The sequence below is a fragment of the Duganella kummerowiae genome, assembly GCF_053572355.1.
In genome coordinates this window covers 383,842-397,807 of the sequence record NZ_JBKFEH010000002.1, presented here as the reverse complement: position 1 = coordinate 397,807, position 13,966 = coordinate 383,842, and the positions used below count along the sequence as shown (strand labels likewise).

Sequence of the window (13,966 nt, the reverse complement as noted above, 5' to 3'; positions counted from 1 at the left end):
TTATCTAGACAAGTTACAGGAGAGCAGCAATGTCCATCGCCGACATTAAAAAGAACGCCCAGGAACGCATGGTCAAGTCGCTGGAAACCCTGCGCGGCGACCTGGCCAAGGTCCGCACCGGCCGCGCCCACACCGGCATCCTGGACCACGTGATGGTCGATTACTACGGCAACCCGACCCCCATCAACCAGGTCGCCAACCTGACCCTGATCGACGCCCGCACTATCGGCGTGCAGCCGTTCGAAAAGAAAATGGGCGCCACCATCGAGAAAGCCATCCGCGAAGCGGACCTGGGCCTGAACCCGGCCGCCCAGGGCGACCTGATACGCGTGCCCACCCCGCCGCTGACCGAGGAACGCCGCAAGGAAATGGTCAAGCTGGTCAAGAGCGAAGCCGAGGATGCGAAAATTGCCGTGCGCAACATCCGCCGCGACGCCAACGAAGGCTTGAAAAAGCTGGTCAAGGAAAAAGCCTGCTCGGAAGACGAGGAGCGCCGCGCCCAGGACGAAGTCCAGAAGCTGACCGATAAATTCATCGCCGACATCGACAAGATGGTGGTGGAGAAGGAAAAAGAAGTCCTGACGGTATAATCCGCAGGCCAGCAAAGCCGGGGACCGGGCATGGCGACGTGCCCGGTCCCCGGTTTTCTTGTTTTTTTGCTCCGCACCTGCAATACTTTCTACTTTGGCACTGAAGTTTTCATGAAATATACGAGTTCCACCACGGCGGTACCGGAGACCAGCAATGTGCCGCGCCACATCGCCATCATCATGGATGGCAATGGCCGCTGGGCGACCAAGCGCTTCCTGCCGCGCGTGGCCGGCCATGTGAAAGGCGTGGAAGCGGTGCGCACCGTGGTCGAGGGCTGCGCGCGGCGCGGCGTCGAGTACCTGACCGTGTTTGCCTTCAGCTCGGAAAACTGGCGCCGTCCGGAAGAGGAAGTGTCGCTGCTGATGCGCTTGTTCGTAACGGCGCTGGACCGCGAGGTGTCCAAGCTGCACGCCAACAATATCCGCCTCAAGGTGGTAGGCGACCTCAGCCGCTTTGACGCCAAGCTGCAGGGCATGATCGCCGCCGCCGAGCGCAAGACCGCCAACAATACCCGCATGACCGTCACCGTGTGCGCCAACTATGGCGGCCGCTGGGATATCATGCAGGCCATAGCGAAGATGGTGGCGGCCCACCCCGGCGCGACGGATTTCAGCGAGGAACAGCTGGCGCCGCACCTGGCCATGGCCTATGCGCCCGAGCCCGACCTGTTCATCCGCACCGGCGGCGAGCAGCGCATCTCCAACTTCCTGCTGTGGCAACTGGCCTATACGGAGCTGTATTTCACCGACACCTACTGGCCCGATTTTTCCACCGAGACCCTGGACGCGGCCATCGCGTCCTACCAGAACCGGGAACGCCGTTTCGGCCGCACCGGCGACCAACTGGCCGAGAAAACTAGCTGATGCTCAAAACACGTATCATTACCGCTGTCGTCCTGCTGGCGGTGCTGCTGCCGGTGCTGTTCCTCAATTCCTTCCCGGCCTTCGTGGTGGTGGCCACCGTGTTCCTGGGCGCCGCCATGTGGGAGGGCGCCCGCCTGTTAGGCCTCAAAGGCGCGCCGCTCTTCGCGGCCGTGTGCGCAGCCCTGTATGTCTACGGCTTGTACCACGCCCGCCCTGGCGCCGTGACTTCGCTGTACGCCGTGTGCGCACTGCTGTGGCTGATCCGCTTCCTGCCCTCGCTGGGCATGGGCCTGCCGCCGCTCAAGGGGGGCGGCAACTGGTCGCTGGGCATCGCCTTCGCGTTTGCCGTGTTCGGCTGCTTCTACGCCATTGCCGGCCTGTTCCAGCATTCGCCGCTGTATTTGCTGTCCGTGATGGCCATCGTGTGGGTGGCCGACATCGGCGCCTATTTTTCCGGCAAGGCCTTCGGCAAGCGCAAGCTGGCGCCGTCCATTTCGCCCGGCAAGTCGTGGGAGGGCGCCTTCGGCGGCTGCCTGGCGGTGCTGGGATTGAGCGCTGTCGCCATCCTGGCGGCCGGCGCCGCGCCCTGGCTGCAGGATACCTTTGCCGTGCGCCTGCAAGCCTCGCTGGGCTGGGGGCTGGCCCTGCTGGTGCTGGTGGCCGTGGTGGCCGCCAGCGTGGTGGGCGACCTGTTCGAATCCCAGCTCAAGCGCCGCGCCGGCATGAAGGACAGCAGCCAGCTGCTGCCCGGCCACGGCGGCGTGCTCGACCGTATTGACGCCCTGATTCCCGTGCTGCCCGTGGCCGCGCTGGTCAGCGCCTGGCTCTGAAAGACGATACACCATGCAACGCATTACCATCCTGGGCGCCACCGGCTCCATCGGCGTCTCGACGCTGGACGTGCTGGCGCGCCACCCTGAACGCTATTCCGTGTACGCCCTGTCGGCGCACAGCAAGGTGGAGGAGCTGGCGGCCCAGTGCGCGCAGTTCAGGCCGCGCCGCGCCGTGGTCGGCAGCGCCGCCGCCGCCGACCGCCTGGCCACCCTGCTGCGGGCCCAGGGCCTGGACACCGAGGTGGACTACGGTGAGCAAGCGCTGTGCGCGATTGCCAGCGCCCCCGAAGTGGACGCCGTGATGGCGGCCATCGTCGGCGCGGCCGGGCTGGCGCCCACCCTGGCCGCCGCCCGCGCCGGCAAGAAAGTCCTGCTGGCCAACAAGGAAGCGCTGGTCATGTCCGGCCAGCTGTTCATGGACGCCGTGCATGAATCCGGCGCCGTGCTGTTGCCCATAGACAGTGAACACAACGCCATTTTCCAGTGCCTGCCGCACGCCTACGGCCGCGCCCCGGCGCAGGCCGGCGTGGCCAAGGTGCTGCTGACCGCCTCCGGCGGCCCCTTCCTCAAGCGCGCCGTCGAGACCCTGGACGAGGTCACGCCGGAGCAGGCCTGCAAGCATCCGAACTGGTCCATGGGCCGCAAGATCTCGGTCGATTCCGCCACCATGATGAACAAGGGCCTGGAAGTGATCGAGGCGCACTGGCTGTTCGGCGCCCCGGCCGAGCAGATCGAGGTGGTGATACACCCGCAAAGCGTGATCCACTCCATGGTGTCCTATGTGGATGGCTCGGTGCTGGCCCAGCTCGGCAACCCCGACATGCGCACCCCCATCGCCCATGCCCTGGCCTATCCCGAGCGCATCGCTTCCGGCGTGGCCCAGCTGGACCTGACCCAGGTGGCCACCCTGCAATTCGAGCGCCCTGACATGGTGCGCTTCCCCTGCCTGGCCCTGGCCTTTGATGCACTAAAAGCGGGCGGGACCGCACCAGCATTGCTCAATGCAGCCAACGAGGTGGCGGTGGACGCCTTCCTGGCGCGCCGCATCGGCTTCCGCCAGATAGACCGCGTGATTGCCCACGTGGTGGACACGCTGCCGCACGGCGCCGCCGCCAGCATAGAAGCCGTGATGGAGCAGGACGGCGCCGCCCGCCGCGCCGCGCAAGAGCACATCGCCGGGCTGGCAAGATGATCTTCCTCTCCACCGTGCTGGCCTTTTTCGTGGCCCTGGGGACGCTGATCGTCATCCACGAGCTGGGCCACTACTGGGTGGCGCGGCTGTGCGGCGTGAAAGTGCTGCGCTTTTCGGTCGGCATGGGCAAGGTGGTGTGGTCGCGCCGGGTCGGCCCCGACCAGACCGAATGGGCCGTGTCGGCGCTGCCGCTGGGCGGCTACGTCAAGATGCTGGACGCCCGCGAGCAGGACCTGGGCGCGCTGTCCGAAGCCGACCTCAAGCGCGAGTTCACGCGCCAGAGCGTGTGGAAACGCATCGCCATCGTGGCCGCCGGTCCGGCCGCCAACTTCCTGCTGGCCATCGCCATCTTTGCCGGGCTCTACATGCACGGCGTGCCGGAACCGGTCAGCCGCATCAGCGTGGCCTCGGAAGAGAGCGCGGCCTGGCGCGCCGGCCTGCGACGGGGCGACCTGATCACCGCCGTCAACGGCCAGCCGGTGGCCTCGCTGTCCGAGGCGCACTGGCAGCTGATGCAAGCGGCCGTGGCCAGCCAGCCGGCCAGCCTGGAACTGGAGCGCGCCGGCGCCGGCCGCCAGCGCGTGGACTTGCCCGCCGCCTTGCTCAAGGTGGATGGCGACGTGTTTGCCAACCTGGGCCTGTCGGCCAGCGTACCGCCCGTGGTGCAGGAAGTGGTGGCGGGCGGCGCCGGCCAGCGCGCCGGCCTGCAGGCCGGCGACAAGGTGCTGGCGATCGATGGCCGGCCGGCCGGCGACACCGTGGACGTGATTTCCGCCGTGCGCGCCGCGCCGGGCCGCACCCTGTCCATGGACGTGCAGCGCGGCCGCGACACCCTGCAATTGTCGCTGGCGCCGGCCGCCGACACGGCCCCGTCTGCAGATGGCAAAGGAACTGTAACAGTAGGTAAGATCGGCGTTCTGTTCGCGCGCAGCCCGGATATGATCGAAGTGGCATGGTCGCCGCTGGAGGCCCTGGCCAAGGCGCCCGGCAAGGTGTGGGACACCTGCGTGATGCAGGCCAGGATGATACGCAAGATGATCGTCGGCGAAGCGTCGGTGAAAAACCTGACCGGTCCGCTCACCATCGCCGACTATGCGGGCAAGACCGCACGCATGGGTCCGGTCGAATTTATCGGGTTTATCGCCTTTGTCAGCGTGGGTTTGGGTTTCATGAATTTACTCCCCATTCCGGTTCTAGACGGGGGGCATTTGCTGTATTATTCGCTGGAAGTTTTGACAGGACGTCCACTACCTGAGCGCGTGAGCGACATAATGCAGCGCCTGGGCGTGGGTATGCTGGTGGCGTTAATGATGCTGGCCGTATTTAACGATGTCGCACGGCTGCTGTAGTGATGGGCATCGTCGCGTGTGTGTAGTTTATCCATTGATTAGCCAATGAAATTATATTCTGACCGTATTACTTCGCTTTCGTTTCGCCGCCGCCTGATCGCCGCCGCCGTCCTCACGGTCTGTGCCGGCAGCGCCATGGCCATAGAACCCTTCACCATCAAAGATATCCGCGTCGAAGGGATCCAGCGGACGGAAGCCGGCACGGTGTTCAGCTATCTGCCGGTACGGGTCGGAGAAACCTTCAACGACGACAAATCCATCGCGGCCATCAAGGCCCTGTACGCCACCGGCTTCTTCAAGGACGTGCGCCTGGAAGCCGACGGCAATGTGCTGGTGGTGCTGGTCGAGGAGCGTCCCGCCATCGCCAAGGTGGAATTCACCGGCACCAAGGAATTCGAGAAGGACACCCTGGTCAAGGCCCTGAAGGACATCAACGTGGGCGAGGCCAAGATTTTCGACAAGGCCTCGGTCGACCGCGCCGAGCAGGAGCTGAAGCGCCAGTACCTGTCGCACGGCCTGTATGGCGTCAAGATCACCACCACGGTCACCCCCATCGAGCGCAACCGCGTCAACATCGTGTTCGCGGTGGACGAGGGCGAGGTGGCCAAGATCAAGCAGATCAACATCGTCGGCAACAAGGTATTCTCGGACAAGGAACTGAAGGAACAACTGGCCCTGAACACGGGCGGCTGGTTCGACTGGTACACCAAGTCCAACCAGTATTCCAAGACCAAGCTGACCGGCGACATCGAGTCGCTCAAGTCCTTCTACCTGAACCGCGGCTATATCGAGATGCAGGTCGAATCGACCCAGGTCTCGATCACCCCGGACAAGAAGGACATCTACATCACCATCAACCTCAGCGAAGGTGAAAAATACAAGGTCGCCGACATCAAGTTCGAGGGCGAAACCTTCGGCCGCGAGGACGAGCTGCGCCAGCTGGTGCTGCTCAAACGCGGCGAGGTGTATTCGGGCGAGCGCCTGACCTCGACCAACAAGCTGATTTCGGACCGACTGGGCACCTTCGGCTACGCCTTCGCCAACGTCAACGCCAACCCGGACATCGACCGCGACAAGCGCGAAGTGTCGTTCACCTTCTTCATCGATCCGGGCAAGCGCGCCTACGTGCGCCACATGAACATCGCCGGCAACACCACCACCCGCGACGAGGTGATACGGCGCGAATTCCGCCAGTTCGAATCGTCCTGGTACGACGCCAACAAGATCAAGCTGTCGCGCGACCGCGTCGACCGCCTGGGCTACTTCAAGGACGTCACGGTGGACACTCCGGAAGCGCAGGGCACCTCCGACCAGGTGGACGTCAACCTGACCGTGACCGAACGCCCGACCGGCAACTTCACCATCGGCGGCGCCTTCTCGCAGTCGGAGAAGTTCACCTTCCAGGCCGCCATCCAGCAGGCCAACTTCGCCGGTTCCGGCACCACCGTGGGCATGGAGCTGAACACCTCCAAGTACACGCGCACCATCTCGTTCTCGCAAACCAATCCGTACTACACGGATGAAGGCGTGTCGCGCTCGTTCGAGGTCTACCTGCGCACCCAGGAACCGCCGGCCGTCAACGTCGGCTCCTACACCATCCGCCAGAAGGGCGGCCGGGTCAGCTACGGCGTGCCGTTCTCGGAAAACGACACCGTGTTCTTCGGCATCGGCCTGGAACGCTCGCAGATTGAAACGGACTACACCTCGCCGACCCGCTTCAAGCAGTACGTGACCGACGTTACCGGCATCGCGGACGGCATCGGCACCGCCGCCACCAACTCGGTGCCGTTCACGGCGGCCTGGGCCCGCGACAGCCGCGACAATCCGCTGACCCCGACCATAGGCCGCTACCAGCGCGCCAATTTCGAGATCGACGTGATCGGCCACCAGAAATACTACCGCGCCGTGTACGAGCACCAGTGGTACAAGCCGATCACGCAAAAGATCACCCTGGCGCTGCGCGGCGAGGTCGACTACGGCCACGGTTTGGACCACCAGGCCTACCCGGTGTTCAAGAACTTCTATGGCGGCGGCATCGGCTCGGTGCGCGGCTACTACAGCAGCTCGCTGGGCGCGGTCGATCCGCTGTACGGCGACGCGCTGGGCGGCGCCTCGCGCCTGATCGGCAATGCCGAACTGCAGATGCCGTTCCCCGGCTCCGGCCAGGACCGCAGCCTGCGCTGGTTCGGCTTCGTGGACGGCGGCCAGGTGTACCAGGAAGGCGAGAAGATGTACCTGTCCCAGCTGCGCTATTCCGCCGGCCTGGGCATCAGCTGGATCTCGCCGGTCGGCCCGCTCAAACTGAGTTATGCTAAGCCGTTGAACGCCAAGACCGGCGACCGCCTGGAGCGCTTCCAGTTCCAGATGGGTACCGGCTTCTGATGGCCGTGGTTTAATTGCTTTGGAGAAATATGTTGAACACCGCATCCGCAACCCTCAGTAAGTTTGCCGCCGCGCTGGCGCTGGGCTGGAGTGTGATGGCGCCGCTGCAGGCCCAGACCGCGCTGCCGCCCTCGCGCATTGCCTGGCTCAGCCCGGAGCGGATCTACAACGAGTCCAAGCTGGCCAAGAAAGCCAGCGAAAAGCTGGCCGAGGAATTCAAGACCCGCGAGCGCGCCCTGCGCGATACGGAAGGGCGCCTGAAAGCGGCCGCCGAAAAGCTGGACAAGGACCTGCCTGCCCTGGCCGAGCCGGAACGCACCCGCCGCCAGCGCGAGGTGCTGGGCCTGGACAATGAATTCCAGCGCATGCAGCGCGAGTTCCGCGAAGACCTGAGCCAGCGCACCAACGAGGAGCGGGCCCTGATCTCGGAGAAGGCCACCCGCATCATCAAGCAGCTGGCCACCACCGACGGCTTCGACGTGGTGCTGCAGGACGCGGTCTGGGCCAGCCCGCGCATCGACATCACCGACAAGGTGCTGGCGGCGCTAGACAAAGAAAAATAAACGCATCAAGTACAACCACCGATAGAGATTGGAACACGCCGATGGGCACTCGACTCGGAGAACTGGTCGAACGCTTCGGTGGACAGCTGGAGGGTGACGCGAACCTGGAAGTGACCGGGATCGCGCCCCTGACGGACGCCGGCGTTACGCACATCAGCTTTCTCAGCAATAGCAAACTGCGCGCCCAGGCGCTGCAATCGCAGGCCGCCGCCCTGATCGTGGCGCCGGCCGACCAGGAATTCATCGCAGCCGGCTACCACGGCGCGCTGATCGTCACTCCCAACCCCTATGTGTACTTCGCCCGCGCCGCGCAGTATTTCGTGTCGCTGACGGAGATCGCGCCGGCGCCCGGCATCCACCCCAGCGCGGTGGTGGCCGGCACGGCCCAGGTGGACCCCACTGCCCACGTCGGTCCCCACGTGACCATCGAGGACGGGGCCGTGATCGCCGCGCGCGCCGTGATCGGCGCCGGCTGCTACATCGGGCGCGAGGCCGTGATCGGCGAGGATACCCGGCTGTTCGCCAATGTGACCTTCCACGCGTATTGCCAGATCGGCGCGCGCGGCATTTTGCATTCGGGCGCCGTGATCGGGACCGACGGCTTCGGCTTCGCCAACGAGCGCGGGGTCTACATCAAGATCCCGCAGACCGGGCGCGTGCTCATCGGCGACGACGTCGACATCGGCGCCGGCACCACGGTGGACCGCGGAGCACTGGCCGACACCATCATCGAGGACGGGGTCAAGCTGGACAACCAGATCCAGATCGGCCACAACTGCCATATCGGCGCCCATACCGCCATGGCCGGCTGCGTGGGCGTGGCCGGCAGCGCCAAAATCGGCAAGTACTGCACCTTTGGCGGCGCCGCCATGGTGCTCGGCCACTTGACCATCGTCGACAAGGTGCACGTGGGTTCGGGCAGCATGGTATCGCGCTCCATCCTGGAGCCGGGCCAGTACACCGGCTTCTATCCGTTGGCAAAAAACGCCGACTGGGAAAAATCGGCCGCGATAGTGCGCAATTTGTCCGGCATGCGCGATAAAATCCGCGCGCTGGAAAAAATCATCAAGACCAAGACAGAAAACGAAGAATCATGACCACTACCAATCCCGAAACCTCCAAGACCATGGACATCTGCGAGATCAAGTCCTACCTGCCGCACCGCTATCCGCTGCTGCTGGTGGACCGCGTGATCTCGTACGAGGAGGGCAAGACCATCACCGCCATCAAGAACGTGACCGTGAACGAGGAATTCTTCAACGGCCACTTCCCGCACAAGCCGGTGATGCCGGGCGTGCTGATGATAGAAGCCATGGCCCAGACCGCGGCCCTGCTGTCGTTCAAGACCATGAATCTGAAGCCCGACGAGAATTCGGTGGTGTACTTCGTCGGCATCGACGGCGCCCGCTTCAAGCGCCCGGTCGGCCCCGGCGACCAGCTGCGCATGGATGTCGAGATCCTGCGCGTGGCGCGCGGTATCTGGAAATACAAGGCGGTCGGCACGGTCGACGGCCAGGTGGCGGTGGAAGCGGAACTGATGTGCACCATCCGCAATGCCAGCGACGCCTCGCAGCCGGCAGCGGGACAATAAGCCATGGCCACCATCCACGCCACCGCCATCGTCGACCCCAGGGCGCAGCTCGATAGCGGCGTCGAGATCGGTCCGTACTCCGTCATCGGTCCCCACGTCAGCATAGGCGCCGGCACCGTGGTGGGGCCGCACGTGGTAATCGAAGGCCACACCACCATCGGCAAGGACAACAAGTTCTTCCAGTTCTCGTCCATCGGCGCGGCGCCGCAGGACAAGAAGTGGGGCGGCGAGCCTACCCGCCTGGTGGTGGGCGACCGCAACACCATCCGCGAATTCTGCACCTTCAACACCGGCACGGTGCAGGACAAGGGCGTGACCACGCTGGGCAACGACAACTGGATCTCGGCCTATGTGCACCTGGCGCACGACTGCACGGTGGGCAGCAACACCATCTTCTCCAACAACGCGCAGATCGCGGGCCACGTGGAGATCGGCGACTGGGTCATCATGAGCGGCTTCGCCAATGTGCACCAGTTCTGCAAGATAGGCGCGCACGCCTTCGTCGGCATGAGCACCTCGCTGACCCAGGACGTGCCGCCCTTCGTGCTGTTGAACGGGAATCCGGCCCAGGCCCACGGCGTCAATATCGAGGGCCTGAAACGGCGCGGTTTCACGCGCGAGCAGATCAACGGCATCCGCAGCGCCTACAAGATCATCTACCGTTCCGGCCACACGCTGGAAGAGGCCAAGGCGGCCCTGATTGCCGAGGAGGCCAGCGTGCCGGCGGAGGTGGCGCAGCACATGCGCGCCATGCGCGAATTCCTCGATACGGCCAGCCGTGGCATCGTCCGCTGACATCGCACTGGCGCTGGTGGCGGGCGAGCCGTCCGGCGACATGCTGGCGGCTCGTTTGCTTTCCGGCCTGCGTCCGCACTTGCCGGACGCGCGCTTCCACGGCATAGGCGGACCCAGGATGATGGAGCAGGGCTTTGAGTCGCACTGGCCCATGGACCAGCTGACCGTGCGCGGCCTGCTGCCGGTGCTGCTGCGCTACCGCGAGCTGAAAGGCATACAGGACCAGCTGCGCGACCGCCTGCTGGCCGAGCGTCCGGCCGCCTTCATCGGCGCCGACTATCCCGGCTTCAACCTGGGGCTGGAAATGCAGCTCAAGGCGGCCGGCATCCCCACCGTGCACTACATCGGCCCGCAGATCTGGGCCTGGCGCGGCGGGCGCATCAAGAAGATCATCAAGGCGGTGTCGCACATGCTGGTGGTGTTCCCCTTCGAGGAGGAGATCTACCGCCAGGCCGGCGTGCCGGTCACCTATGTGGGCCATCCGCTGGCCGAGACCATTCCCCTGGAGCCGGACGAGGGCGCCGCGCGCCGCGCGCTGGGCCTGCCCGAGGATGCCAATGTGGTGGCCATCCTGCCGGGCAGCCGCATGTCGGAGCTCAAGTACAACACCGCTGCCTTTGTCGGCGCCGCCAAACTGCTGCGCCAGCGCGACCGCTCGCTGCGCTTCGTAGCGCCCATGGCGGGCGAGAAGCAGCGCCAGTATTTCCTGGATCTGGTGGCGCGGGCCGGGCTGCAGGACGTCGAGATACAATTGCTGGACGGGCAGTCGCACACCGCCATTTGCGCCGCCGACGCGGTGCTGGTGGCCTCCGGCACCGCCTCGCTGGAAGTGGCGCTGTTCAAGAAGCCCATGGTGATCGCCTACCGGATGATGGAACTGGAATGGCAGATCCTGCGCCACTTCGGCTACCAGCCGTGGATAGGCCTGCCCAACATCCTGGCGCGCGAGTTCCTGGTGCCGGAGCTGCTGCAGCACGCGGCCAGCGCGCAAGCCCTGGCGGACGGTCTATGGAAACAGCTGAGCGACGCCCCGCACCGCCTGCGGCTGGCGCAGCGCTTCACAGACATGCATCACAGCCTGCTGCGCAACAGCGCGCAGGAGAGCGCGGCGGCAGTGCTGCGTGTCATACAAGAGAAGAAATAACGTGAAAAAGACATCTCCCGGTCCCGGCCTGTTCGACGACCTGCCTCCGCTCGCCACCGACATCATCTGCGGCGTGGACGAGGCCGGGCGCGGCCCGTTGGCCGGCCCGGTGTTCGCGGCCGCCGTCATCCTCGACCCGGCGCGCCCTATCGCCGGCTTGCGCGACTCCAAGAAGCTGACCGAGGCCAAACGCGAGCTGCTGGCGCCCCTGATCAAGTCGCAGGCCCTGGCCTGGGCCATTGCCCAGGCCTCGGAAGACGAGATCGATGAGCTCAACATCCTGCACGCTTCCATGCTGGCCATGCGGCGCGCGGTGGAGGCCCTGAGCGTGGCGCCCACCCTGGCCCTGATCGATGGCAACCGTTGCCCGGTCATGAAGATACGCAGCGAAGCCGTGATAGGCGGCGACGACAAGGTGGAGGCCATCTCGGCCGCCTCCATCCTGGCCAAGACCGCGCGCGACGCCGCCCTGGTGGCGCTGCACCAGACCTATCCGCAATACTGCTTCGACCAGCACAAGGGCTACGGCACCGCGCTGCACCTGGAGCGCCTGCGCGAGTACGGCGCCTCGCCCGTGCACCGGCGTTCCTTCGCTCCCGTGCGCGAGGTGCTGGAACTGCATTTGTCCATGGCCGCGCAGGTCGGCAAGGCGGCCGCATGAAGTCCATCACCTCACGCGACAACGCGCAATACAAGGAGCTGGTCAAGCTGGCCGGCAGTTCGCAGGCGTGCCGCAAGGCCGGCCGCACCTTGCTCGATGGCGTGCATTTGTGCGAGGCCTATCTGCAGCTGCGCGGCCTGCCGCTGCAGTGCGTGGTGAGCGAAGGCGCGCTGCGCAATGGCGAGGTCGAGGCCATCGTGCGCGCGATCGAGGCGCGCCATGGCCATGTGCTGGCGCTGCCCGATGCGCTGTTCAACGCCCTGAGCCAGGTCGAGCATGGCGTGCATCTGCTGTTCCTGGTCGAGACCCCGGAGCTGGCCGTCAGCGGGCCGTTGTCGCAGACGGCGGTGCTGCTCGATGGCGTACAGGACCCGGGCAATGTAGGGTCGATATTGCGCAGCGCGGCGGCGGCCGGCATCAAGCAGGTGTACTGCAGCGCCGGGACGGCGTTCTGCTGGTCGCCCAAGGTGCTGCGCGCCGCCATGGGCGCCCACTTCGTGCTCGATATCCACGAGAACGTGGACCTGGCGCAGCTGGTGCGCAGTGCGAAGATCGCTACCCTGGCCACCAGCGGCTACGCGACGCAGCGCCTGTACGATATCGACCTGACCCAGCCGGTGGGCTGGCTGTTCGGCCATGAAGGGCAGGGCGTTGCGGACGATTTGCTGTCGCTGGCCACCCACCAGGTGGTGATACCGCACCTGGGCCAGGTCGAGTCGCTCAACGTGGCCGCCTGCGCGGCGGTCTGCTTCTTCGAGCAGGTCAGGCAAAACCAGGGCTAGCCGCCAGCTCCGCCATGGCCGGGCAGCCGGCCTATCAACAAAGAGGCGGCGCCCAGCAGGCTGGCTGCCACGCTCAGGGCGGCGATGATGCCGGCCGGGTTGTGCAGGCCGGCGGCGTCGGCCGCCACCGCCAGCACCACGGTGGCCACCAGCTGGGCCGGCAGGAGCACGCGCAGGCGGCCCAATACGCGGTAGTCGCCGCGCCGCCAGCGGCGCCGCGCCAGCCACAGCGCCGGCCCCCACAGCAGGCACAGATACAGCACGGCCACCATGGCCGCCAGCACTATCCTCATGGCGTTCCTCGGTGCTTGCTCAGTACTCGCGCCGGTTGGGCTTGATTTCCTGCAGGATGGTGGTGGAGATTTCCTCGATCGACTTGGTGGTCGAGGACAGCCAGCGTATGCCTTCGCGCTTCATCATGGCTTCCGCTTCGTTCACTTCATAACGGCAGTTCTCGATGGAGGCGTACTTGCTGCCGGCGCGGCGCTCGTTGCGGATCTCGGACAGGCGCTCGGGCGTGATGGTCAGCCCGAAGATCTTGGCCTTGAATTCATACAGCGAGGAGGGCAGCTTGCGGCGTTCGAAATCGTCGGGGATCAGCGGGTAGTTGGCGGCCTTGATCCCGTACTGCATGGCCAGGTACAAGCTGGTCGGGGTCTTGCCGGAGCGCGATACGCCCACCAGGATCACGTCCGCATCGGCCAAATTCTTGTGCGACTGGCCATCGTCGTGCGCCAGCGAGAAGTTGATGGCCTCAATGCGGTTGCGGTATTCCTCGCTGTCGACGATGTTGTGCGAGCGGCCTATGGTGTGGGTGGATTTCACGCCCAGTTCCTGCTCCAGCGGCGCCACGAAGGTCTGGAACATGTCCATGTACATGCCCTTGCACTGGCGGATCACGTTGGACAGCTCGGTCTTGACCAGTGTGGAGAAGATGATGGGGCGCTGGCCGTCGGCGGCAAAGGCCTCGTTGATCTTGCGCGCCGCATCGTAGGCCTTGTCCAGCGTATCGATGAAGGGCAGCCGCACCTGGCGGAAGCGCATCTCGAACTGGGTCAGCACCGAGTGGCCGAAGGTTTCCGCGGTGATGCCGGTGCCGTCCGAGACGAAGAACACGGTGCGGGCCGATGCGGGTATGGTGGGGCGTTGTTCTTGTGTCATGTAAATTGGCCTGTCAACATTGTGAATCGTAAATTTGCGCCGCAGGCTGTAAAATGATT

15 protein-coding genes are annotated in these 13,966 nt (G+C 65.2%); 13 read left to right on the top strand and 2 right to left on the bottom strand.

The genetic code is table 11. The features are described from left to right. Nucleotides 1-29: 29 nt before the first annotated feature. The 13 genes from frr (at nucleotide 30) to ACLB1G_RS02475 (ending at nucleotide 12,746) form a co-directional block, all read left to right on the top strand. The gene (frr, locus tag ACLB1G_RS02535) at nucleotides 30-590 is read left to right on the top strand and encodes a ribosome recycling factor (protein WP_491625596.1); all 561 of its coding nucleotides are present in this window, start codon (nucleotides 30-32) and stop codon (nucleotides 588-590) included. A 111-nt stretch (nucleotides 591-701) separates the two neighbouring features. Further along, the gene (uppS, locus tag ACLB1G_RS02530) at nucleotides 702-1,454 is read left to right on the top strand and encodes a polyprenyl diphosphate synthase (RefSeq protein WP_491625595.1); all 753 of its coding nucleotides are present in this window, start codon (nucleotides 702-704) and stop codon (nucleotides 1,452-1,454) included. Further along, nucleotides 1,454-2,284, top strand: coding sequence for a phosphatidate cytidylyltransferase (locus tag ACLB1G_RS02525; protein WP_491625594.1), 831 nt, complete (start codon nucleotides 1,454-1,456; stop codon nucleotides 2,282-2,284). The genes uppS and ACLB1G_RS02525 overlap by 1 nt, the downstream gene beginning before the upstream one ends. A gap of 13 nt (nucleotides 2,285-2,297) precedes the next feature. Continuing rightward, nucleotides 2,298-3,479 carry a 1-deoxy-D-xylulose-5-phosphate reductoisomerase gene (ispC, locus tag ACLB1G_RS02520; RefSeq protein ID WP_491625593.1) on the top strand — a complete coding sequence of 394 codons (1,182 nt, stop codon included), beginning with the start codon at nucleotides 2,298-2,300 and terminating at the stop codon, nucleotides 3,477-3,479. After that, a complete protein-coding gene (rseP, locus tag ACLB1G_RS02515; protein ID WP_491625592.1) occupies nucleotides 3,476-4,828 on the top strand; it encodes an RIP metalloprotease RseP in 1,353 nt (450 codons plus the stop codon). Before ispC ends, rseP begins: the two co-directional genes overlap by 4 nt. 45 nt (nucleotides 4,829-4,873) lie before the next feature. Next, entirely contained in the window at nucleotides 4,874-7,210 is a 2,337-nt protein-coding gene (gene bamA / locus ACLB1G_RS02510) for an outer membrane protein assembly factor BamA (protein WP_491625591.1), read from the top strand. A gap of 29 nt (nucleotides 7,211-7,239) precedes the next feature. Beyond that, nucleotides 7,240-7,773 carry an OmpH/Skp family outer membrane protein gene (locus ACLB1G_RS02505; RefSeq protein ID WP_491625590.1) on the top strand — a complete coding sequence of 178 codons (534 nt, stop codon included), beginning with the start codon at nucleotides 7,240-7,242 and terminating at the stop codon, nucleotides 7,771-7,773. A 41-nt stretch (nucleotides 7,774-7,814) separates the two neighbouring features. Beyond that, nucleotides 7,815-8,870, top strand: a complete 1,056-nt coding sequence (lpxD, locus tag ACLB1G_RS02500; RefSeq protein ID WP_491625589.1) for a UDP-3-O-(3-hydroxymyristoyl)glucosamine N-acyltransferase — start codon at nucleotides 7,815-7,817, stop codon at nucleotides 8,868-8,870. Next, complete coding sequence (fabZ, locus tag ACLB1G_RS02495) at nucleotides 8,867-9,364, top strand: 3-hydroxyacyl-ACP dehydratase FabZ (RefSeq protein WP_491625588.1); 498 nt, start codon at nucleotides 8,867-8,869, stop codon at nucleotides 9,362-9,364. Before lpxD ends, fabZ begins: the two co-directional genes overlap by 4 nt. A gap of 3 nt (nucleotides 9,365-9,367) precedes the next feature. Then, entirely contained in the window at nucleotides 9,368-10,159 is a 792-nt protein-coding gene (lpxA, locus tag ACLB1G_RS02490; RefSeq protein WP_491625587.1) for an acyl-ACP--UDP-N-acetylglucosamine O-acyltransferase, read from the top strand. After that, on the top strand, nucleotides 10,143-11,303 hold the full coding sequence (lpxB, locus tag ACLB1G_RS02485) for a lipid-A-disaccharide synthase (RefSeq protein ID WP_491625586.1): 1,161 nt from the start codon (nucleotides 10,143-10,145) through the stop codon (nucleotides 11,301-11,303). Before lpxA ends, lpxB begins: the two co-directional genes overlap by 17 nt. A gap of 1 nt (nucleotide 11,304) precedes the next feature. Beyond that, nucleotides 11,305-11,964, top strand: a complete 660-nt coding sequence (gene rnhB / locus ACLB1G_RS02480) for a ribonuclease HII (protein WP_491625585.1) — start codon at nucleotides 11,305-11,307, stop codon at nucleotides 11,962-11,964. Next, the gene (locus ACLB1G_RS02475) at nucleotides 11,961-12,746 is read left to right on the top strand and encodes a TrmH family RNA methyltransferase (RefSeq protein ID WP_491625584.1); all 786 of its coding nucleotides are present in this window, start codon (nucleotides 11,961-11,963) and stop codon (nucleotides 12,744-12,746) included. The genes rnhB and ACLB1G_RS02475 overlap by 4 nt, the downstream gene beginning before the upstream one ends. Here the strand turns inward: ACLB1G_RS02475 and ACLB1G_RS02470 are convergent. Together ACLB1G_RS02470 and ppsR are read right to left on the bottom strand one after the other, a co-directional pair. Then, nucleotides 12,743-13,039 carry a hypothetical protein gene (locus tag ACLB1G_RS02470; RefSeq protein ID WP_491625583.1) on the bottom strand — a complete coding sequence of 99 codons (297 nt, stop codon included), beginning with the start codon at nucleotides 13,037-13,039 and terminating at the stop codon, nucleotides 12,743-12,745. The genes ACLB1G_RS02475 and ACLB1G_RS02470 overlap by 4 nt on opposite strands. A gap of 19 nt (nucleotides 13,040-13,058) precedes the next feature. Beyond that, nucleotides 13,059-13,907, bottom strand: a complete 849-nt coding sequence (ppsR, locus tag ACLB1G_RS02465; protein WP_491625582.1) for a posphoenolpyruvate synthetase regulatory kinase/phosphorylase PpsR — start codon at nucleotides 13,905-13,907, stop codon at nucleotides 13,059-13,061. Nucleotides 13,908-13,966 lie beyond the last annotated feature (59 nt).